The following is a 20584-nucleotide window of genomic DNA, read 5'->3' on the forward strand; positions in this document are numbered from 1 at the left end:
GGCCTCCGCCAGATCCAATACCGCAGCGACGTCATCGACGGATGCCTCACCGAGACCAGACTCAAACTGACGACACCACAGCTGCAAGCTCAGTAACCGGACCAAGGGCCATGGGCGGAGTTCGTCCCGGCCAACCGGAAGACCATGTGCGGGTCAGCCTCTGGGCCTGTACTCGTTTCCGTGCGTCGTGGAGTTATGCATGGCGTTCGAACTGTAGCTAGACCGGTCATTCACGGCCTGATCCCTGCGAGCCTGCTCGATCAGCAGACCCTCTGCGGTCTCCGTACGCCGGTTCCCTCGGCGCAGCAAAGTCCACACCATCCACAGCGCAGCCGCGCCCATCGCACCGAAGAACACACCCAGCTCGACCATGCCGCCCCCGTCAGAAGAACCAGAAACACCACCTTACCCAAGCTGGTCGAAGAGCGGATCTGACGATGAACTCGCCCTGAGGGCCAGGGTCCTACGCTGCACCCCGGGCCCGGCCTTCGGGCCCGTCGAGCGGGCCGGCGCTCCCCACCCAAAGCCCAAGGAGAGTCCACCCGAGCTCCGTCCGCCACCGCCCCGAGACCGCAAGCGTCGTCCAGACTGCCGAGACGGGGGGCGGGCTCCTGGCTTGCGTCGCTCCCGGGGACATGAGGCGACTTGGGATGGCTGAGCCCCGTGAGCGGCAGCCGGCGGTGACGAAGGCCTGGGATGGCCACTCCGCCCAGGCTTGACCGGAGCCGGGACGGAGGGCGTCGTACCGGCGCCTCAGCGGCTCATTGGCGGCCCTTCTCGGTGATCATGTCGATCAGACCCTGGGCGGTGTTGTGTTCGGAGTCGATCCCCGGAACCTCTCCACCTTCGAAGGTGCCGGGTTCGGCGCTGCGGGGGAACATGGCCTGCTCGTACTCCGTGAGCGCGGCCTCGACATCGTCGGGGTGCGCGGCGAGGGCCTTGCCGAGTTCGGCGCCGTCGTACATGGCCAGGTTGGCGCCTTCGCCGTTCGGGGCCGCGAGGTGGGCGGCGTCGCCGAGCAGGGTGACCCCGGGTACCCGGTCCCACCGGTGCCCGGTCGGCAGAGCGTAGTTGGGGCGCAGGACCGGCGCGGTGTCGCCGTCGGTGATCAAGGCGGTGAGTTCCGGTGCCCAGCCGTCGAACTCGCGCGCGATCCGCGCGGTGGCCGCGGCGGCATCGGTGAAGTCGATGGCGGCGAACCAGTCCTGCGGCCTGGTCAGCGCCACGTAGGTGTGCAGCGTGTCGCCGCTTTCCCGGTGAGCGAAGATCTCCCTGCCCGGCGCGGGCGCGATCAGCATCCCACCACCGACTGCTTTCGCGGCGGCCGGGTGGCGGGTGTCGGCGTGGAACAGGTAAGTCTCGACGAACGACGTGCCGGTGTACTGGGGCGTGGCGGTGGTGAGCAGTGGCCGTACCCGCGACCAGGCGCCGTCCGCGCCGACCAGCAGGCTGGTGACGACGGTGCCGCCGTCGGCAAAGGTCACCTCGTGGCGGTCCATGCCGAGCGTGCGGGTGCTGCTGACCCTGTGTCCCCACCGGACGGTGCCAACCGGGAGCGAGTCGAGCAGGATCTGTCGTAACTCGCCGCGGTACACCTCAGGGCGTCCGCCCGTGCCGTCGTCGGCCTTGTCGAGCAGGACGGTGCCGTCCCGGTCGAGGACCCGCATCTCCTGGTGGCCCTCCAGGACAATGGCGTGGAACTCGTCCATCAGGCCGGCCGCCTTGAGCGCCAGCTGTCCGTTGTAGTCGTGGATGTCGAGCAGGCCTCCCTGCGTGCGCACCGTCGGGGAGGACTCCGCCTCGTAGACCGTGACCGGGATTCCGTGGACGTGAAGGATGCGGGCCAGCATGAGTCCGCCGAGTCCGGCGCCGATGATCGTGACAGGTGTGTGCATGGTGACTCCTGGGGATCGGGGCCGGCCAGTGAGCTCCGGCCGGCCGTCTCTGGAAGGTTGCCGGACCTCGCCGACAAGGCACCGACATCGAACCGGCAGCCGCCGATGGATGACCGACAGCGGATGTCGGTCCCGACAGCCGCCGGGGGTGGGATGCGGCCCGGTTTCCGGGTCCGTCGTGCTCGTGCTCTCGTTCTCGCGTCGCCCCGCCGGCGACGAAGCCCGGCCCCCGCACTGGGGACGAGAACGGTCCGACGGGAGGAGCGGCCGGATGGCGGTTTGGTGCCAGACGAGGTTCGGCAGTCCGCAGGCACCGCACCCGCCGCTCCCCTGTCGAAGACCGTGCTCGGTTCACAGCCGGACGGCCAGCCAGATGGTCACGGCCGCGGTTGCGGCGAGACCGGTGTTGAGTGCGATGCGGCGGTCTCGGCCGCTGAGGTGGACGGCGATCGCGCCGATCTGCAGGAGTACGAGGCCGATGGCCGCGGCGGCCGCCAGCGAGGGAGCGATGCCGGTCAGCGGCGGCAGTACCAGGCCGGTGGCACCGAGTATTTCGACCGCCCCCAGCGCCCTGGGGGCGGGCAGGGGTATGCGGTCGACCCAGGCCATCATCGGCCGGAGTTGATCGCGGCTGCGGATCACCTTCAGCGTGCCTGCGTAGAAGTAGAAGAGCGCGAGCAGTCCCGCGACGATCCCATAGGCGATGTTCATGGTTCCCGTTCATGGGGCCCCGGTTCCCGGGGCCTGTCGATTGCGTCGAGTGTCAGGAATGCCCCTGGAGAAGGCCGGTCCGACGTCCGAAGGGTTCAGACCCGAAGGCAGGAGGCCCCCACAGGTCGAAGGAGGCAGGCCGAGCCATTCCGTCCGGTCGGCCTCAGGCGAGGTCGGCCTCAGGCGAGTCGGCCTCAGGCGAGGTCGGTGGCGGGCTGTGTCGCGTAGCGGCTCATCGCGTCGACGTTGGCCTGCGGCGTCAGCGGCCGGCCGGCGGCGAGCACCTCCTGAAGGTCTCGGAAGTACTGCACGTACAAGTCGGGTGTGAATGTGCTGAGCATGACGGCGGGTTGGTCGGTCAGGTTGGCGAAGGTGTGCGGGGTGCCCGGCGGAACCATGACGAGCGTTCCGGCGGTGGCCTCGTAGTCCTCGTCCCCGACGGTGAACCGCACGTTGCCGGAGAGGACGTAGAAGCCCTCGTCGTGTCGGCCATGGCGGTGCTGCGGCGGGCCCTGCGTGTGCGGGGCGAGGACGGACTCGGTGATCGCGAGCCGGTGCCCGGTGTGGCTGCCGTCCTCCCCAGAACGATGGTCTCGCCGTCTCGGGGGCCCACCACCGATACGGCGGGGTCAGCCTGCGGCTCGCTGGCCTTGGTCTCTTCGGTCATGTTCACCAGTGCACCGCCGGGACCTCGCCGCTGTCCAAGACCCGTTCGGCAGGGCCGATACCTCATGGGTATCGTTGCGGCGTGGAGCTACGGACCTTGCGCTACTTCGTGGCGGTCGCCGAGGAACTCCACTTCGGCCGGGCCGCCACCCGACTGCATATGAGTCAGCCGCCGCTGAGCCGGGCGATCAAGCAGTTGGAAGCCGAAGTGGGGGCTCTGCTCTTCGCCCGCTCGGCCACCGGCGTCACGCTCACTCCGGTGGGCACGGTGCTGCTCGGCGAGGCGCGCGCCCTGCTCGACCACGCCGACCGCGTCCGGGTACGCGTGAGCGCAGCAGCCGGCGTCGCGACCGTCACCGTCGGCATCCTGGGCGACGGCACCGACCCGGGAGTGGCCAGGCTGGCCGCCGCCTACCGCCGACACCATCCCGGCATCGACATCCACATCCGCGACACCGACCTGACCGACCCGACGTGCGGACTGCACGCCGGACTGGTCGACGTCGCCCTCACCCGGGCGCCGTTCGACGAGACCGCCCTGACGGTGCGTGTACTGCGGACCGATCCGGTCGGCGTGGTCCTGCGCGCCGACGACCCGCTGGCGCGCAGCGCCCGGCTACGGCTGGCCGAGCTCCGCGACCGCCGCTGGTTCCAGTTCCCGCAGGGCACCGACCCCGTCTGGCAGTCGTACTGGAACGGTGGCAGGCCGCGCGAGGGACCAGTGGTACGCGCCGTCCAGGAATGCCTGCAGGCCGTGCTGTGGAACGGCACGGTCGGACTCGCCCCGCTCGGACACGACCTGCCTGCGGAGTTCACCGTCGTACCGCTGATCGACATGGCCCCGAGCCCGGTGGTGGCGGTGTGCAACGAAGGAGGCACCAACCCGTTGATCCGATCGTTCATCGAGATCGCGGCAGCCGCGTACCACCCCAGCACCGGCAACGGCGCCGCCGCAACTCGGGGGCCGGAATCCGGGGCGGCCGCGGGGCCGTCTCAGTAGGCCGACCACGGGACCCGGCAGGTGTGGAGGGCCGCTCCCTCCGGGCAGAGTGCGGCGATGACCGCCTTGCGCAGGGCTCTCCGCGTCCGCAGGGAGCACGCCACGCGCAACCGCAGCGTGACCGACTGGCGGGCACCACTGGCGCGGCCGGGATGCTCCACGGCCCACTGCCGTGCCAGGAAGTCGTCCGCGTCGGTGACCGGTGTCCTGGTCGTGTCGACGATCCGGGCGCTGTGCGAGCCCACGACGTTCTCGCAGAGGGCTCTGACCCAGGCCAGCCCCTCCTCGTCCGCGTACAAGCCGAATGCCAGGTCGCGCGTACTCATGCCGTCGCCGCCCTGGAGAACCAAGGGTGAACGGGTGCGAGCGTGGACGACGCAGGCGTTCCGTTGACGGTCGCCAGAAGCCGCCAGTAGTGCCCAACGAGCGGATCCGCGACCGTTCGCAGGCGCGCGAGGAGCCAGCGGCGCAGACCGCTCTCCTCGGCCGTCCGACGGATCGCCGCACCGAAGTCCGCGATCTGCCCCAGTCCGACGAGCTCCATCCAGGCGTCGACCTGTTGGCAGAGCGGATCGCATCATGCTCACTAACTCCGTGTTCGTGTGGAGGCCCACGGAAGCATGGTCGATGGAGTGGGCCGCGAGGCGGTGGCGTTCGGTCCGGGAAAGCGTGGCAAGTCGGTGCATCCGGTCCGTCTCCAAAGGGGTGGGGCGGCCGCGTCCGGCGACCACCCGAAGGAACACGCGGCGCGTGCGCAACGTGCCGATCTGCACGCCCAACGCATCGGCGTGCGCTTGCGTCACCTCCGGCAAAGACGCCTCCCGGTCCAACACCGTGCGTACCGTGAACAGTTCGAGCCCCGGTTCACGCAATGTGCGGGCCAGTTCGAGGCGGGCGAGCGCGTCGGGGCCGTGGAGCCGGCAGCCCGCCGGGCTCCGGTCGGTCGGCGGAACGAGGCCCCGGTCGGAGTAGAACCGGATCGTCTACACCGTCAGTCCGGTCCGAGGGGATGGTTCCCCGCTGGAAGAGAGCGTGTCGCTGTCCATGCCTCCATCCTCGTCTCCCCTCCAGGAGACCCAACGGGGGCAGGCGCGGCGGGGCCTGGGATCGCGCGTCCACGGACCCGGCTGACGGCCGAGGCGGGGCTGCTGCGATGCTTTGCGGAGATGCGGTGGGAGGGCAGCGCGGGGCCGGTGCCAACACGATCTTGGGCGCGGCCCCGGCCCCTCGGGAGGCGGGGCCGCGCCGTGCTCCTACCGCTCAGCGCGAAACCATTGGAGCATCGTGTACCTGCCTGCCCGGCCCGGCCGTTCGACCGCCTTGGTCCTGTCGGCCTCACTCGTCACCGCACTCGCCGGCGGCCTGGCCGGCTGCTCCCTGGTCAACCCGTACGCCTCGTGCGAAAGGTCGGAGCCGCGGCTCAGGGAGTTGGCTTCCCTGACGATCCTCGACGCGAAGCCGCCCCGCGCCACTCCCCCGGCGGGCCACACCGAGGTGGAGACCGCATGCGACGACGACAGCAGCGGCGACGCCTGGCTCTCGGCCGAGCGACTGTACTCGGCCCCGGAACCGAAGACCGAGATTCTCGACTACTACACCAGGGCGGCAACGGCCGATGGCTGGAAGCGCGAGGAGAACACCTCGCCGCAGCGCGCTCCCGCGGACGTCGGAGGCCTCTGCTTCAGCAAAGGCGGCGACGGCAGCGCGATGACGCTGACGGTGACCTTCCCGACCGGGGACAAATACCTCCCCGCGGCCGACTTCGGGGCCGGAACCGGAGTCGAGATACTGGTCGGAGCAGAGAAGGACGGCTCGCCCATACCGTGTTGGGACTAAGGGGTGTCTGTCAGACCTGCCTGGGATGCTCCGAGCATGGAGATGACAGTGCAGCTGACGATCGACTGCTCCGATCCGCAGAGGATGGTGACCTTCTGGGCGGAGGCTCTGGGCTACGTGCCTGAGCCTCCGCCGGGCGGACACCCCACGTGGCGTTCCTACTGGGCGGCGGTGGGGGTACCCGAGGCAGAACTGCCGGCCGGTGCCGGGGATGTGCCGGAGTCGATCATCGATCCCGCGGGACGTGGACCGAGGGTGTGGTTCCAGCAGGTTCCGGAGCCGAAGGTCGCCAAGAACCGGTGGCACTTCGATCTGAAGGTCGGTGGGGGCCGTGACGTCCCACTGGGCGTACGCGCAGAGCGTGTCAAGGCTACGGTGGAACGGCTGGTCGAAGCCGGTGCCACCGTGCTGCGGATCAAGGACGAGCCGGACTCGGGGTTCTACGCCGCCGCCCTGCAGGACCCTGAGGGCAACGAATTCGACGTCGTCTGAGGGCCGTTGCGACGGTGCTGGCGGCGAGTGACGAGAACGCGGCGGGCGCGCGTGTGGCGGACGCCGCGAGCCCGGCCTGATCGGCAGGCAAAGTCATGGGAGCAAAGCCGTGGGCAGGCGATGGTGACCGGAGCTGGGCAGGGAAGCGCGCGTTTGTGGTAGCGGATGGCGAGGGCTTTCTTCTTTTTGAGACGTTGATCTGGTCGATCCGCACGGGGATCGTGGCCGCGATGCCACGTCTGTGCAGGGAGGAGCGGATCTTCAGCGCCGAGTAGCCCTTGTCCGCAACCACCGCGCGGGCCGGGTCCGGGGCCGTTGACCACCTGCTGGCGGTCCCGCCCCCTGTGTGACGCGTCCCACAGGAACGTTCCCGGCTCACGTCGCCTCCTCGGGGTGCCGGTTCCTTCCGCCACCCACACCCCGGGGAGCATCCCATGGCCGTCCTCACCACGCGCCGCGCCGGGCAGGCACTCGCCGCCCTCCTCGCCGCCGACGCCCTCGCCCACCTGTACTGGGCCACGGGCGCGACCTGGCCCGCCGCCGACGCCCGCACCCTGTCCCTTGCCGTCCTCGGCGCCGAAGTGCCTTTCACCCCGCCCGTCGTCCTGCCCCTGGCCGCCGCCCTCACCGTCGCCTCGGCGGCGGTGGCGGCCCGCGCGCACGGCCGGGGCGGACGCCCGGCCGCCCTGATCACCGGAGCCGTCACCGCCGGTCTGGGCGTACGGGCCCTCGCCGGTGCCGGCTGGGCCCTCGGCCTGGACGCGGGCATCAGGGAAGCGGGGCCGGGATTCCACCAGCTGAACCTGCTCCTGTACACGCCGCTGTGCGTGGGCTTCGGCGGGGCGGCCCTGCGCGTCCTGCGCGGCCCGCGGCCTGAGAGGGTCGCTGCGTGAGCACCCAACGCCGTGAGCGGGGCGTGGCCCTGGCGCGGGCCGCCCGCGCCGGGAACACCCTCGCGCTGCACGATCTGCTCGACCATCTCACCCCGTACGTGGCCCGGATCTGCGAGCCGATCGCCCTGGCGGACGGCCCCGACGCCACGCAGGAGGCCCTCGTCGCCGTGTTCACCTCCCTGCGCACCCTCAAGGATCCCCAGGCCCTGTACGGATGGGTGCGCGCGATCGCCGTCCGCGAGGCCGTCCGCGTCGCCCGGCGGGCGGCCCGGGCGCGGCCCGCCGCCGAACTGGCCGACGTATCCCAGCGCGGGGACCCGCAGCTGGCGGCCGACATCGCCGACGTCCTGGCCCGCCTCTCCCCCGACCACCGGGCCGTCCTGGTGCTGCGGGACGTGGAGGGCTTGGACGAGGAAGCCGCGGCGGCCCTCCTCGCCATCCCGCCCGGCACCGCCAAATCCCGGCTCAGCCGGGCCCGTTCGAGTTTCCGGAAGGCGTGGTCGGCATGACGTACGCAGTGGACGCGGTCACTCGGCTGCGCATCATGGCCGCCGCCGTCCCGGGCGCCCGGGTCGTCGAGCGGGTCCTGCCGGCCCCCGTGGAGGCAGTGTGGGCGGTGATGGGCGACCTGGAGGGGGGCTTCGGCGACTTCCAGCCGGACATGCGCCGCGTGCGCGTGGTCCGGGTCGGCGGCGACCGCGTCGAGGCCCTGGCCCGCAGCCGCCACGGCTTCCGCGCCCGGCTGCGCGGACACCTGCGGCCGGGCTGGTGCTGGCTCCAGAGCCGGTTCCTGATCATCGGCATGGCGGCCGCTCCGGAACCGGGCGGCGGCACCCGCGTGGCCCTGACGGGCGGCGTACGGATCCCGGCCCGCGCGGCGATCGTCCCGCTGGGCGCCCGCCGCGAACTGGAGCGCGCGGCGGCCCGCCTGGAGGCCCTGGTCACGGGCCCGCCGGAGGGTTAGGCCGTTCCTCCAGATCAGCGGACCGCAGGTTGACGCGTGTCGCCGGCTGACGCCCAGTGGGCGCGCATCGAGCCGCTGCTGCCGGACCGCTCGTGCTGCTTGGCGTCGGCCGGCAGGCGGCTGGTGGTGAGCGGCTCAGGCACGGGACACCGGGGCCGTTCCCGCTGGTCCGGCGAGCTCCTCCGACCCGTAAGGAGGAGGCAGGCCCGGGGCAGGGAGGGTGTACACCGGGCCCGGGGCGCGCGGTGAAGCGGTCGTGGATCAGGACGTGTGGCCGCATCAGGCACTCCTTCGGTCGGCGAGCGGTCGCACGCGGTGCCGGTCTTCGAGGTGCGGGGCGAAGCGTGCGCGGGGCGGAGCGTGCGCGCATGAACACTTGGCGCAGCATCTCCGAGCTGTCGTAGACGGTGCTCCGGTCCGGCGCCTCGATGGGGTGGTCGACCGCGGGATGGGGCTTCGTGGCCGCCGTACCGGATCAACACCCCGACGGTCGAGCGCGCGGGGCGGGCGGGGCGCGCGGGGCGCGCGGGGCGCGCGGGGCGCGCGGGGCGCGCGGGGCGCGCGGGGCTGGCGGCCATGAACCGTCCCGGAAGGGACCGCAGCCGTACCGCGGACCCCGCTCCGCCGGGTGCTCACCCGGAACTGCCCGCTCCGCCCGCAGGAGGCGTCATCAACTACCCGCTTCTTCTGGGAAGTTGACCCACTCGCCAGTAACATCCCGACCGGCCAGTAGCCCGCTGCCCGACCAGCCGCCCTCGAAGGGGTCTCCTGCATGCGCTTGACCTCCCGCGTCGCCCCCGTCGCCCTCGCCTTGGCCGTGGCCGCCCTCCTGCTCGGCGTCCTCCCCGCACAGGCTCAGGCCCGGCCGGGCCGCGCCCCCGACCGCGTCACGGTCGGTGACCGCACGTTCATCGCCGACGGTCAAGGCCGCGCGCTCCAGTGGCGCGGCTTCAACCTCGCCGACAAGAACAGCCGAGGCACCGACGCGTTCGCCGACATCCACGAGAGCGACCTCGATGGCATGGCCGCCCGGGGCTTCAACCTTGCGCGCCTCGCCTTCTTCTGGGACGACCTCGAACCCAGACCCGGGCACTACGACCGCGGCTACCTCACCAAGATGCGACGCATCCTCGACTGGGCCGACCGCTACCACATCAAGGTCATCCTGGATGCCCACCAGGACGTGTACGGGCCCCGCTTCGGCTCTCGCGGCGTCCCCGACTGGGCCACCCGCGACGAGGGGTTGCCTTTCACACCGATACCCGACGACTGGTTCTCCGAGTACTTCGAGCCCTCCGTGCAGACGGCGTTCGACCACCTGTACAAGGACGCCGACCTCCGCGCCGCGCACGCCCGCATGTGGATGACGGTCGCCGCCGCCCTGGGCAGGCACCCGGCGCTGCTCGGCTACGACCTGATGAACGAGCCGTTCGCGAAGTTCCTCGAAGGCGAAGACCTCCCCGCCGCCGCGGCCCGCTTCGAGGCCACCGAGCTCACCGAACTGTGGAACCGCCTTGCCCAGGCGATCCGCCTGGTCGACGGCAAGTCGTGGGTATTCGTCGAACCCACCGTCATCGTCGGCCTCGGCGTCCCCACCCGGATGGGCCACATCGACGACCCGCACGCCGGCTACGCGCCGCACTTCTACGAGACGGCGATGGAAACCGGCGCCGACTACGACCCCGACGGCACGTTCATCCCCGCCTACGAGGCCGCGATCAGCGACTACCCGGCCCGCAACCGCATGCCGGTGATCGTCGGGGAGTGGGGCGGCAACCCCTACGTTCCGCACGCGAGCCAGTTCGTCACCGACATGACCGCCTCCCTGGACCGCTTCTCCAGCGGCTGGACGTGGTGGCAGTGGTGCCGGGGCGGCGGCTACTGCTTCCTCGACCAGACGGGCGCCGCGAAACCCAACGCCCAGCTGCTCGTCCAACCGTACGCGCGGGCCGTGGCGGGCGACCCGTTGACGTTCGCGTACGACCCGGCCACCCGTACCTACACGCTCACCTTCCGCACGCGCGACAACGCCGAAGGGCCCACCCAGATCACCGTCCCCACAGACACGTATCCAGGCGGCTACCGCGTCGATGTCCAAGGCAACCGGGCGAGTTGGGACCGCCATGCCCAGACCGTCTCCGTGAGCACACACGGCAGGGCCGGAACCACCTACAAGGTCACGATCAGCCCCAGGTAGTCGGTCCTGTTGTCGAGCAGAGCCTTGCAGTCAGTGGCGCACAATGGCTTTCGAACAAATGCACAGGCCCGCTGCCGCCATCGGTTCCTCCGGGTTCCTGTGGCCGCAGCGGGCCGGCGCCATCCCTGAGACAAGGCAACCCTGATGAACAAACGTTCCGCCTACCTCCTGTGTGCGGCCACAGCCGCCGCCACGCTTCTGTGCGGACCGGCCCCCGCCAGCGCCGCGCCCGGCGCAGAGCCGGCAGCCGGTCCGCAAGCGGTGAGGATCATGCCGCTCGGCGACTCCATCACTTTCGGCGCGGGCAGCTCCGACGGCTCCGGGTACCGAGGCCCCCTCTGGAACCTGCTGACCCAGCAGACCCGGTACGTCCCGGACTTCGTGGGCTCGGGAACCTCCGGCGGGGCCGGGGACGCGGACCACGAGGGGCACAGCGGATATACCGTCGCGGGGATCCGGTCCGGTATCGACCGGTGGCAGGCGGGTGCCAGCCCGGACGTGGTGCTGATCCATCTGGGCATCAACGACATCCGCCACCACCAGGCCGACCCGGTGGACACCGCGCATCAGCTGCTCGGCCTCGTCGACCGGATGCGTGCCAACAACCCCTATGTCACGGTCATCGTCCAGGGACTCCTGACCGACACACCGGGGTGGGAGCAGCAGACGTCGGCTTTCAACGCCGTCGTCCAGGCCGAGGAGGCGCCTCGGCAGGCGGCCGGGCAGCGGTTCCGCTATGTGCCTCCTCCCCGGATGGACATCCCGGCCGAACTGCCCGACCAGTTGCACCCTTCCGACTCCGGGTACCGCAAGATGGCCGCCGCGTACCGGCCGGCGATCGACGAGGCCGTGGCGGGCGGATGGACGACCCGGCCGTACGTCGCGCGCGCCGGGAACGAGTCGGGAGCGGACGGGCGCGTGCGGTGGGCGGACTTCGACGGCGACGGCCGGCCTGACCACGTGACCATCGCGGACGACGGCAGGGTGTCCGTCCGTCTCAACCGGGGCGGCAGCACTCCCGGTGGCGCCGGCTGGCAGGACCTGGGCCAGGTCGCCTGGGGCACCACCACCGAACGCCGGCGCGTACGGCTGGCCGACTTCGATGGCGACGGCCGCTTCGACTACCTCGTCGTCAACGCCGACGGTTCGGTCAACGCCTGGATCAACAAGGGCGGCGACAAGGTCGGCCAGGCCGGCTGGCAGGAGATCGGCCGGGTCGCCACCGGCTTGACCCAGGACCTCACCAAGGTCCGCTTCGCCGACTGGGACGGCGACGGCCGTACCGACTACCTGCTGTTCAACGACTCCAACAACCTCGACGTGTACCTCAACAAGGGCGGCGACACCTCGGGCACCCGGGGATGGCAGCACATAGGACGCGTCACCACCGCGGTCAACGACCGCAACCGGGTGCGCTTCGCGGACAACGACGGCGACAACAGGGCCGACTACCACTTCATCAAGCCCGGCGGTGGAGTCGACCTCTACCGCAACCGGGGCGGCGACGTGGCCGGCCCCGCTGGCTGGGAGTGGGCCGGCGAGATCGCCACCGGTGTCACCACCGACCACAGCAGGGTCCATTTCGCCGACTTCAACGGCGACACCCACGCCGACTACCTCCTGGCCGGACCCGACGACGGCGCCTCCGTCTGGCTGTGGAACGGCGGCGACCCGTCCGGCCCGAACGGCTGGACCGGTATCGGCCAGGTCGTCGGCGGCAGCTGACCGACCTCGCTCGACCCTGCTCCGAGCTCGGGGCCGGGCGTGGCGATCGATCCCTGCGGACGCCGCCGGCCCACCAGCCGACGGCGTCCGCGGGGCGTTCCGGTCAAGCCGGGCGATGTCCTGGCCCCTCGTGAGCCCCAGGACGTAAGGGTGACGGAGCGCTCCGTCGATCACGGCGCCGTGCTGCGAGAGCGGCTCAGGTCCGGCCTGGCCTCCCCGGCGCAAGGCCGGCAGGCCTTGATGGCCGGGGTGCCCCCCAGCGACGTAGCCCCGATGGGTGCTCGTGGATCGCCCACCGTCCCCCAAAGCGATTCCGGCCTGCAGAAGACGACGGTGCGGCGGTTGTCGGCCGCATGACGGCTGCGAGCCCGTCCGACCCGCGGACCGGGCACGACTTGACCAATGTCGAGCTCACCGGCCCCAACGGCGATGTTTGGGACGTACGTTCAACTGGTTCACCCTCCACTACCGCCATCAGACGCCTCCGCCTACCGGGGCGGTGCGTCAACGTCGTCGTCCCCGGAACCCACGAACCCTGCTCGTACGTGTTCGGCTCCCGTCCTACCGGCCCGGTCCTGCCCTTCGCCTGTGGAAACCCCGGCCGGCCAAAGGCTGGTGCCCTCCACGACCCGATCCCGCATACCGCCGGTCCGGCTCCCTCCCGCCCGTCAGCCGGGACGGCGGGGGCAAACCCGTACGCTCACACAACTGGGGCTCCCCGATGAACAAGACCTCACAGCACGTAAGGACCAGACGGCAGCACCGCACGACGCTGCGCTGGATCGTCGCCATCACGACCATCACGCTGGTCTTCGACGGCTACGACCTGGTCGTCTACGGGACCGTGGTGCCCCAATTCCTGCGCGACCCGAGCCAGATCGGCCACCTCTCCGTCGCCCAGGCCGGCGCGCTCGGCTCGTATGCGCTCATGGGAGTCATGGTCGGCGCCCTGATCACCGGGGCGATCGGCGACCACGTCGGACGGCGTCGCATCATGATCGCGGGGATCGTCTGGTTCTCCGTCGCCATGGGGCTGAGCGCATTCGCCACGAGCATCACCGTGTTCGGTCTCCTGCGCTTCTTCACCGGCATCGGGGTCGGCGCCCTGGTAGCCACCGCCGCCGCGATGGTCGCAGAGTTCGCACCGCCGCAACGCCGGAACGTCTACAACGCGATCGTCTACAGCGGGGTCCCCGTCGGCGGTGTCCTCGCCGCGGTCATGGCCCTCCTCACGTCCGGCGGGGACAGCTGGCGCACCCTGTTCCTCTTCGGTGCGGCCCCCCTCGTGGTCCTCCTGCCGGCCACACTGCTGCGCCTGCCCGAGTCGCCGAAGTGGCTGCTGGCGCGCGGGCACACCGAGCGGGCCCAGTTGCTCGCCGAGCGCACCGGAGTCAGCCTGAGCGAGCCGACGAGGGCGGCCGAAGGCAAGAAGGTCGGCTACGCAGCCTTGGCGAGCCGCCGATACGCCCTGCCCACGGTGCTGCTCGGCCTGATGAGCTGCTCCGGTCTTCTGCTCACCTACGCCCTGAACACGTGGCTGCCCGAAATCATGGGGCAGAGCGGCTTCGGCAAGTCCTACGCACTGGTCTTCCTGCTCGCCCTCAACGGCGGGGCGATCCTCGGTGGCGTACTGGCTTCCCGGGCCGCCGACCGGACGGGCCCGCAGCGCGTGATCACGTCGACGTTCGTGCTGGCCGCCGTCTCCCTGATGCTTCTCACCCTGGGGCTGCCTCTCGGTGCCCTGCTGGCTCTGGTCGCGGTGGCCGGAATCGGCACGATCGGCACCCAGGTCCTGGTGTACGGCTTCGTGGCGAACTACTACGACACCCGGGCCCGCGCTGCCGGAGTCGCCTGGTGTGCCGGGTTCGGCCGGCTCGGCGGCATCGGCGGGCCCCTCGTCGGCGGAGTCCTCATCAGCGCCGGGATCTCGCCGCACCACGCGTTCTACGCCTTCGCCGGCGTCGCCGTCCTCGGCGCACTGGTGACCCTCTTCGTTCCGCGCCGGAGCACTGAGGAGGACCCCCTGTCCGACTCCGTACCGGACCGGTCCTCTGCCCGGCCTGCCGGCGTGCTCGCCCATGAACCACGGCGTTGCGCCGCGACGGCGTCGCGAGAGCACGCTGCCGTGTCGAAGCCGGGATGATGTCCGAGGCGAGAGCGCCGTAGTCTTCGAAGCACTCCAGAGGCGGCGACGCTGCCGCCTTGAGGAACGCGACACCCACGGGCTTCGCGGTGTCGCCGGTGCGGCCGGCCTTCGCCCAGGTCATCCAGATGTCCGAGCGCGATGGCTTCGAGCCGCACGAGAGCGAAAAAACGTCGCCCATGGGCCCGTCGACTCGGACGTGTTCCTCTCGGAGCCGACCGTACTGGTCGATGAGCGTGGCCCGGTTCGATAGCGGCGACAGGCGATCTGGGCTCGTGGCGGAAGCACGCGGCGCCGCACCGGTGTGCAACCCGGGCGGCGCCGCGTGGTTCAGGGTCGGGGTCAGGGTCAGGGCTTGACGTTCACACCTGCCCAGGCGGCGCTCACTGCCTTGACCTCGGCACTGTTCGCGCCGTAGAGGTCGGCGGCCGCCTTCAAAGTGCCTTCGCGGGCGCCGTGGTAGTCGGTGGTGGACGTGAAGTACGCGGTCAGCGCCTTGTACCAGATCTGGACCGCCTTTTCGCGGCCGATGCCGGTGACAGTGGAACCGTCCACCGTCGGGCTGTCGTAGTGCACGCCGTTGACGTCCTTCGCGCCGCTGCCCTCGGACAGCAGGTAGAAGAAGTGGTTGGCCACGCCGGAGGAGTAGTGCACGTCGAGGTTGCCGACGCCGGCGCTCCAATAGTCGGCCGAACCGCGGCCGTCCTTGCTCGGCTGGTCCTGGTAGCGCAGGGGCTTGCCGTTGCCGAAGATGTCGATCTTCTCGCCGAGCAGGTAGTCGCCCCGGTCCTGGGCGTTGTTCGCGTTCCACTCCACCGCGGTGCCGAAGATGTCCGAGGTGGCTTCGTTCAGGCCGCCGGACTCGCCGGAGTACTGCAGGTTCGCGGTGGCGGAGGTGACTCCGTGGCTGAACTCGTGGCCGGCCACGTCGAGCTGGGTCAGGGGGTGCTGGTTGCTCGCGCCGTCGCCATAGGTGATGGTGAAGGACTGGTCGTCCCAGAAGGCGTTCTGGTAGGCGTTGCCGTAGTGGACACGGGAAACCGGAGCCCGCCCGTCGTTCTTGATGCCGTTGCGGTGCAGGACGTTCTTGTAGAAGTCCCAGGTCTGGGCGGCACCGTAGGCTGCGTCCACGGCGGCGGTCTGGTTGTTGGCGGGGCTGCCGTTGCCCCACGCGTTGTCCGCGTCGGAGAAGACGGTGCCCGTGCCGCCCGTACGGTGCTTGAGGTCGACGGTGCTGGATCCGCCGCGCACGCTGTCGACGAGGTTGTATCCCTTCGACGACGTGGTGGTGTTGAGGCTGACGGTGCCGCTGTACTGGCTGACGCCGGTACCGGCCGCTGCGGCCGAGGCGCCGCTCGGCTGGGCGGCCCCGGAACCGCTCTTGGCGGTGATGCCGTCGGCTATGTCGGTGATCAGCTGGGCCTCGTACAGCTTCTGGCCGGTGTTGGCGTCGGTGACGACGCGCAGTCGGCTCGGGGTGACTCCGTCGCGCTGGATGCCGGTGACGAAGGTCTCGTAGGCGAGTACGGGCTTGCCGTCGGCGGCCCAGATGACCTTGCGAGGGGCATCGCCGGTGGCGGCGCCGGTGGTGTTCGCGGCCTCGGCAGCCTGGACCGCAGCGGAAGTGGCGGCGGTCGGGTTCAACTTCGGGTTGAGCGAGGCGACCTTGATGTCGGCCTCAGTGGCCTTGGTGACGGCTTTGACGGCGCCGTCGGCGGCACGGTGGACGACGAGGTCGCCGCCGAGCACCGGAAGACCGGCGTAGGTGCGCTCGTAGCGGGTGTGGACAGTGCCGTCGGCGTCCTTGATGACGTCCTTGACGACCAACTGCTCCTCGGCACCGAGGCTGAGCGAAACAGCGGTGGCCGCAGGGGAGTTGTTGTCGCCGTGCTCCTGAACGGCACCCGCTGACGCGGCGGAGGCGCCGGCGGCGAGCAGGGTGCCGGTGAGGACGGCGGCGCCGGCCACGAGGGCGAGACGACGCGCCGTACCGCCGGTGGGGGAAAGCGAAAGCATGCGTTTTCTCCAGAGAGTCGTGGGGAGTTGGGCGGGATCGCCGCCCACCTCTGCAAGGAGGAAAGCCTTGATGAGCAGGGAGACTCTCAGGACGCCGTGAGCATGTCACGGGGCGCAAATGGTGGTTCGGCCGCTCATGTCGGATTCGCCGCCCGCCTCTTCACGGGAAGGACAAGACGCCGATACATGCCGACACGGATGACACAGGAATCCGCAACACGCATGAAACGAAATGCCGCAGCGCCAAACGGACTTGACAGTGCCTCACCCCGTCAGCGGCCAATCGGCGCGACGACGTACTCGGCGCCCCGGCGTCGCCGACGTCGCGCACGCGGCGGGACTACCGCTCATCCTGGATGCCACTGTTCCCCCGCCGTACCTGTGGCGCCCCATCGAGCACGGACGTCGTGGGCGCGGGCACTTTCGACGTCGGCGCGCACCCCGAGCCCTTCCCCGACTTCACCGAGCCCGACCCGGCCAAAACGGCCTACGCTGCCGGGCCGCCCTCGGCGCGGGCGCGTCGATCCGCGCCGGCCCCCACCGGCTGGGCGGCAACTGCCGCGGCGATGGGTCCGGCGGGGGCCGCACACGGGTCTGGGCTGCGCCCGGCGCATCGCACACATCGCCTACCGCTCGCCCGGGGAAATGCAGACCCGGTTCGGCCACGAGGACCAGGCGGCGGAGCAGCCCTGGCTGGGCGGCCGGTACCGCGTCGGGTCGCACCTCGGCCACCAGGCCGCCAAGCCCGTCCGGCGTTCGACGCGGCCGGCTACGCGGTCCTGGTCGAGGCGATGAACACCCACGACATCGGACGGGGCCGCGGCGGCCGAGCCGCCCTCCGCAGGCCTTCCGGCTCCCCGGCTCTTGGACGAGTCGCCGGCCGTCCCCTTACACGGGCTGTGGTGTGAGGCGTTTGAGGCCCTTGCGGTCGTAGTACGTCGTCATGGCGAAGCCGAACAACAGTGCCAGGGCGGCGCCGATCCCGATCATGATCCAGGAGCGCATGAGGCCGGCGTCGCCGCGGGCGTCGAAGTACAGGATCGCGCGTACGCCGTCGCTCAGCTGGCGCATCGGTTCGAAGTAGGACAGGAACCGGTAGAACGCGGGGACCGCTTGGAGGGGGACGGTCGCGCCCGACGACGGCAGGCCGAGCACGATGAACACGAACATGGACACCAGCTGGCCGATCCCGCCGAAGGCGGCGTTGATGGCCTGGACGCCCAGGCCGACCGCGAGGGCCGCGCAGTAGGAGTAGATCCACAGCAGCGGCAGGTGGGAGGCGTCCATCCCCAGGATCGCGATGCAGGCCAGCATCACCAGTGCGGAGCTGACCAGTGTGATGCCCGCGGTCATCACCATCTTGAGCAGCAGCGTCTGCGTGCGGTTGATCGGTACGGTCCGTCGCCGGGTGTGCCACGGGCCGATCTCGTTGTCGGCGTAGCCGAGGGCGGTGTCGACGCCGTTGCTGATGACGTTGCCACCCATGAACCCGGCCAGGACCAGCAGCAGGGTGTAGTAGAAGGCCGACAGGCCGAGACCGCTGTGGGCGCCGATGGGGTGCCCGACCTGGGTGACCACGTCCACCGGGTCGGCGAGCAACACCTTCGTCGTAGGGCTCGCCTGCGCGCCGGCGGCCTGCGTGAGCTGGCGGCCGACCGACTGAGACGCGCTGTGGGCCGCCTTGGTGCTGATCTGGCTCGCCAGGGAGGATCCGAGGCTGCCCTTGCCGGGATTGGTGAGCACGATCATGGTCGGACGATGGGTGGCCCCGGACGTGGTCAGCGCGGTGACGGCTTGCGAGAAGCCGGCCGGGACCACCAGTGCGCCGTAGACCTTCCCCGAGTCGAGTTGGTCCTCGGCCTGGGCGCGGGTCATCACGCGCCAGTCGGCCTTGCCGCCCGCGGTGTCGGAGGCGATGGCCGCGGTGATCCGCCCGCCGAGGTCCTGCCCTCCGGTGTCGTCGTCGACGAGAGCGATCGGCAGATCGCGCAGGTGCGCGTTGGGGTTGACGATGCCGCCCATGTAGAGCAGGGACAGCAGCAGGGCGAGGAGCCCGGTGAGGATGGTGGGGACCACCCAGATCTGGGGGCGGCGCAGCAGGGTCGCGGCGGTGGCTTCGGGGGCGGCGGGCGTGGACATGGGTCTCCCTTGCTTCCCGGTGGGCGGGGTCGACCGACGGTCGGCGGTCGGCGGCGGGCAGCCGACCGCCTGCGGCAGCGCTCGAACGGCCGACCGGACGAACGCCCTTGCCGACGACACCTCAGCATGCCCTCCCCCACCCCCGATGCCCGCGCCCCGCCCCGCCCGCCTCCCTCCGATGCACTAGGCGCGGTTTCTTGGACCCCGTTCCGAGGGCCGCGCCCGGGCGGAGGCTGCGGCGCGTCGCGCGGGGGCCGCATCCGGGTGCGGCCGAAGCACTGGAACACCTGCCCGATCGGAATCCGATCGGCCGTGGCAACCGCCGGTGCGTCGCTCGCTGTCCGACACTCCGCCGGTGCCGCCCCCGGCGCGGTGGGCTACCGCGCTGCGCGTCCAGCAGACCGGACGGGGCGAGCGGCGGCTGTCCTCACGGCCGGCGCACCGCGACCTTGCCCCGAGTCGGTCGAACGGCCACCGTGCCGACCGCGAGCAGGCTCTCCGACGCCCCACTGCACGACCCCGTCTCTCACCGCTGGCGCCTCGACCAGCCTGTGACGCCGCGAGGGCCTGTCGCCGGTCTAAAGGGTGAAGGGGTCTTCCAACGTCGGGATGCACGGGGACAGCAGTGTCTCCGTGTGCTGCGTGAGCGCGCCCCGAGCAAGCCTGAGCACGCGTATCTCGTTCTCGTGTGCGGGGTCCTCGTCATCGCGAACATGCAGAAGGCCGTAGGAGCCAGGAGCAACCTTCGCGACATGCTCGAACAGAGCGAAGACATCGGGCGACGAGCGGTGATTGGAATGGCCTCCCAGGTGGATGAACGGCTCGCCGTTCATCCACCTGAGGTCAAGGAGGTAGGGACTGGCCATTTGAGCGATGCGAAGCCGGAGTTGGTCCACGACCTGCCGCAGCCGGACGTCATCCTCGTCCTCACCCGCGGTGTCCCGGAGCGTGATCCAACCGTGGTACTCGAACACACCGGCGATCCTACCGAGGTCGTCGGCCGCGGCCTAGACAGGCCGGACCGCAGCAGGATCCACCGCGGGGCCGCCCGCCCTCGCGCAGAGCCTTCTTTTCGAAGCCCCCAAGAAGCGGACCGGAGCCGGCACTCGGCTACGGACCCGGAGGCATTCGCGAACGCGCCGCGGGCCGCCCCGCGATTGGTCTCGGGGCGTGCCCGTCTGCAGGTTCGGCGGGCTGGTGGTCCAGCGGTCGCCGGTCTGGCCGCTACTCGTACCGGTACTTCAGCGAATCCGCCTCCGCCTGCTCGATGTCGGCGATCGTCAGATCCGGCATCCGCAGCTGGGCCAGCGTCACCTCGGCCGAGGTCGGCTGGGCGTCCGCCGGCAGCCACTGCTCCGGCTTCCAGGCCCCGCTGCGCAGGAGCGACTTGGGGCAGTGCGGGTACACCTCCTCGATCCCCAGCACGAGCGCACTGGCCGGCGGCTTGCCCACGGCGGTCAGTTGCGACAGCAGCTCCGGGCGGGTGGAGACGCAGGCCCGGCCGTTCACCCTGAGGGTCGTGGTGCGCCCCGGGATGAGGAACAGCAGCCCGGCCCGTCCGGTGGCGACGACGTTCTGCAGGGTGTCCAGACGCTTGTTGCCGGTCGCGTCCGGTATAGCCAGCGTCCGTGCGTCCAAGACGGCGACGAACCCGGCGGGGCCGCCGCGCGGGGAAACGTCGCAGTTGCCCTCGGCGTCCGCGCTGGCGACCAGCACCAGCGGCGAACAGCCGATCAACCGCTGGGTCTGCTCGGTGAGTTCGGTCATCTGCTTGCGTACGGCCGCTTCGCCGGGGAGTTCGTAGGCCCGGCGCAACGCCTCCTGGTCGGGCACGGCGTCGAGGCGGAGCGAGTCGAAGGCACTGCCGGCAAGGGGTGTCGTCATGCCCCGACCCTAACGGGCCCGAC

Annotated in this window: 16 protein-coding genes and 3 pseudogenes; 10 read left to right on the forward strand and 9 right to left on the reverse strand. The window is 70.8% G+C overall.

Going from position 1 to position 20584, the window contains the following annotated elements; all coding sequences use genetic code 11:
- Positions 1–761 precede the first annotated feature (761 nt).
- From ACIBAD_RS35610 to ACIBAD_RS35620, 3 genes and pseudogenes are all read right to left on the reverse strand, one after another.
- Positions 762–1895, reverse strand: a complete 1134-nt coding sequence (locus tag ACIBAD_RS35610) for an FAD-dependent oxidoreductase (protein ID WP_398911073.1) — start codon at positions 1893–1895, stop codon at positions 762–764.
- A 351-nt stretch (positions 1896–2246) separates the two neighbouring features.
- Positions 2247–2606 carry a DoxX family protein gene (locus tag ACIBAD_RS35615; protein ID WP_398911075.1) on the reverse strand — a complete coding sequence of 120 codons (360 nt, stop codon included), beginning with the start codon at positions 2604–2606 and terminating at the stop codon, positions 2247–2249.
- Positions 2607–2800: 194 nt separating this feature from the next.
- Positions 2801–3273: pseudogene (locus tag ACIBAD_RS35620) on the reverse strand (cupin domain-containing protein).
- An 81-nt stretch (positions 3274–3354) separates the two neighbouring features.
- Between ACIBAD_RS35620 and ACIBAD_RS35625 the strand changes: the two are divergent.
- Positions 3355–4272: a LysR substrate-binding domain-containing protein gene (locus ACIBAD_RS35625; RefSeq protein WP_398911077.1), complete on the forward strand. Its 918-nt coding sequence runs from the start codon at positions 3355–3357 to the stop codon at positions 4270–4272.
- On the opposite strand, the gene ACIBAD_RS35630 is transcribed toward ACIBAD_RS35625, so the two are convergent.
- Together ACIBAD_RS35630 and ACIBAD_RS35635 are read right to left on the reverse strand one after the other, a co-directional pair.
- Entirely contained in the window at positions 4266–4598 is a 333-nt protein-coding gene (locus tag ACIBAD_RS35630; protein WP_398911079.1) for a hypothetical protein, read from the reverse strand. The genes ACIBAD_RS35625 and ACIBAD_RS35630 overlap by 7 nt on opposite strands.
- Before the next feature lie 555 nt (positions 4599–5153).
- A pseudogene (locus tag ACIBAD_RS35635) lies at positions 5154–5252 on the reverse strand (MerR family transcriptional regulator); the annotation flags it as partial.
- Positions 5253–5556: 304 nt separating this feature from the next.
- Between ACIBAD_RS35635 and ACIBAD_RS35640 the strand changes: the two are divergent.
- From ACIBAD_RS35640 to ACIBAD_RS35675, 8 genes are all read left to right on the forward strand, one after another.
- Positions 5557–6108: a hypothetical protein gene (locus ACIBAD_RS35640; RefSeq protein WP_134068672.1), complete on the forward strand. Its 552-nt coding sequence runs from the start codon at positions 5557–5559 to the stop codon at positions 6106–6108.
- Positions 6109–6144: 36 nt separating this feature from the next.
- Positions 6145–6600 carry a VOC family protein gene (locus ACIBAD_RS35645; RefSeq protein WP_398911081.1) on the forward strand — a complete coding sequence of 152 codons (456 nt, stop codon included), beginning with the start codon at positions 6145–6147 and terminating at the stop codon, positions 6598–6600.
- A 434-nt stretch (positions 6601–7034) separates the two neighbouring features.
- Positions 7035–7493 (forward strand): DUF3995 domain-containing protein, encoded by a 459-nt coding sequence (locus ACIBAD_RS35650; RefSeq protein ID WP_398911084.1) that lies wholly within the window; start codon positions 7035–7037, stop codon positions 7491–7493.
- Entirely contained in the window at positions 7490–8002 is a 513-nt protein-coding gene (locus tag ACIBAD_RS35655) for an RNA polymerase sigma factor (RefSeq protein WP_398911086.1), read from the forward strand. The genes ACIBAD_RS35650 and ACIBAD_RS35655 overlap by 4 nt, the downstream gene beginning before the upstream one ends.
- Positions 7999–8457, forward strand: coding sequence for a hypothetical protein (locus ACIBAD_RS35660; RefSeq protein ID WP_134068676.1), 459 nt, complete (start codon positions 7999–8001; stop codon positions 8455–8457). Before ACIBAD_RS35655 ends, ACIBAD_RS35660 begins: the two co-directional genes overlap by 4 nt.
- 772 nt (positions 8458–9229) lie before the next feature.
- Positions 9230–10654 carry a cellulase family glycosylhydrolase gene (locus ACIBAD_RS35665; protein WP_398911088.1) on the forward strand — a complete coding sequence of 475 codons (1425 nt, stop codon included), beginning with the start codon at positions 9230–9232 and terminating at the stop codon, positions 10652–10654.
- A gap of 144 nt (positions 10655–10798) precedes the next feature.
- Positions 10799–12379: an FG-GAP-like repeat-containing protein gene (locus ACIBAD_RS35670; RefSeq protein WP_398911090.1), complete on the forward strand. Its 1581-nt coding sequence runs from the start codon at positions 10799–10801 to the stop codon at positions 12377–12379.
- Positions 12380–13100: 721 nt separating this feature from the next.
- Entirely contained in the window at positions 13101–14522 is a 1422-nt protein-coding gene (locus tag ACIBAD_RS35675; protein WP_398911092.1) for an MFS transporter, read from the forward strand.
- 348 nt (positions 14523–14870) lie between these two features.
- Here the strand turns inward: ACIBAD_RS35675 and ACIBAD_RS35680 are convergent, their stop codons facing one another.
- The gene (locus tag ACIBAD_RS35680) at positions 14871–16538 is read right to left on the reverse strand and encodes a M4 family metallopeptidase (protein ID WP_398911094.1); all 1668 of its coding nucleotides are present in this window, start codon (positions 16536–16538) and stop codon (positions 14871–14873) included.
- A 313-nt stretch (positions 16539–16851) separates the two neighbouring features.
- Here ACIBAD_RS35680 and ACIBAD_RS35685 point away from each other — a divergent pair.
- Positions 16852–17058, forward strand: a pseudogene (locus tag ACIBAD_RS35685) (O-acetyl-L-homoserine sulfhydrolase); the annotation flags it as partial.
- Between the two features lie 368 nt (positions 17059–17426).
- Here ACIBAD_RS35685 and ACIBAD_RS35690 read toward each other — a convergent pair.
- The 3 genes from ACIBAD_RS35690 to ACIBAD_RS35700 all read right to left on the reverse strand — a co-directional run bounded on the left by ACIBAD_RS35690 (position 17427) and on the right by ACIBAD_RS35700 (position 20561).
- Positions 17427–18677 (reverse strand): YhgE/Pip domain-containing protein, encoded by a 1251-nt coding sequence (locus tag ACIBAD_RS35690; RefSeq protein WP_398911096.1) that lies wholly within the window; start codon positions 18675–18677, stop codon positions 17427–17429.
- Between the two features lie 578 nt (positions 18678–19255).
- A complete protein-coding gene (locus ACIBAD_RS35695) occupies positions 19256–19651 on the reverse strand; it encodes an Imm7 family immunity protein (RefSeq protein ID WP_134068681.1) in 396 nt (131 codons plus the stop codon).
- Between the two features lie 250 nt (positions 19652–19901).
- The gene (locus ACIBAD_RS35700; protein WP_134068682.1) at positions 19902–20561 is read right to left on the reverse strand and encodes an MSMEG_1061 family FMN-dependent PPOX-type flavoprotein; all 660 of its coding nucleotides are present in this window, start codon (positions 20559–20561) and stop codon (positions 19902–19904) included.
- Positions 20562–20584: the final 23 nt, after the last annotated feature.

The sequence above is a fragment of the Streptomyces sp. NPDC051109 genome (genome assembly GCF_044455885.1).
Classification (GTDB): domain Bacteria; phylum Actinomycetota; class Actinomycetes; order Streptomycetales; family Streptomycetaceae; genus Streptomyces.

Excerpts from the sequence above, each read along its gene's own strand:
- ACIBAD_RS35610 (WP_398911073.1), bottom strand. The coding sequence starts at position 1,895 with ATGCACACACCTGTCACGATCATCGGCGCCGGACTCGGCGGACTCATG.
- ACIBAD_RS35615 (WP_398911075.1), bottom strand. The coding sequence starts at position 2,606 with ATGAACATCGCCTATGGGATCGTCGCGGGACTGCTCGCGCTCTTCTAC.
- ACIBAD_RS35630 (WP_398911079.1), bottom strand. The coding sequence starts at position 4,598 with ATGAGTACGCGCGACCTGGCATTCGGCTTGTACGCGGACGAGGAGGGG.
- ACIBAD_RS35645 (WP_398911081.1), top strand. The coding sequence starts at position 6,145 with ATGGAGATGACAGTGCAGCTGACGATCGACTGCTCCGATCCGCAGAGG.
- ACIBAD_RS35650 (WP_398911084.1), top strand. The coding sequence starts at position 7,035 with ATGGCCGTCCTCACCACGCGCCGCGCCGGGCAGGCACTCGCCGCCCTC.
- ACIBAD_RS35660 (WP_134068676.1), top strand. The coding sequence starts at position 7,999 with ATGACGTACGCAGTGGACGCGGTCACTCGGCTGCGCATCATGGCCGCC.
- ACIBAD_RS35665 (WP_398911088.1), top strand. The coding sequence starts at position 9,230 with ATGCGCTTGACCTCCCGCGTCGCCCCCGTCGCCCTCGCCTTGGCCGTG.
- ACIBAD_RS35670 (WP_398911090.1), top strand. The coding sequence starts at position 10,799 with ATGAACAAACGTTCCGCCTACCTCCTGTGTGCGGCCACAGCCGCCGCC.
- ACIBAD_RS35675 (WP_398911092.1), top strand. The coding sequence starts at position 13,101 with ATGAACAAGACCTCACAGCACGTAAGGACCAGACGGCAGCACCGCACG.
- ACIBAD_RS35680 (WP_398911094.1), bottom strand. The coding sequence starts at position 16,538 with ATGCTTTCGCTTTCCCCCACCGGCGGTACGGCGCGTCGTCTCGCCCTC.
- ACIBAD_RS35690 (WP_398911096.1), bottom strand. The coding sequence starts at position 18,677 with ATGTCCACGCCCGCCGCCCCCGAAGCCACCGCCGCGACCCTGCTGCGC.
- ACIBAD_RS35700 (WP_134068682.1), bottom strand. The coding sequence starts at position 20,561 with ATGACGACACCCCTTGCCGGCAGTGCCTTCGACTCGCTCCGCCTCGAC.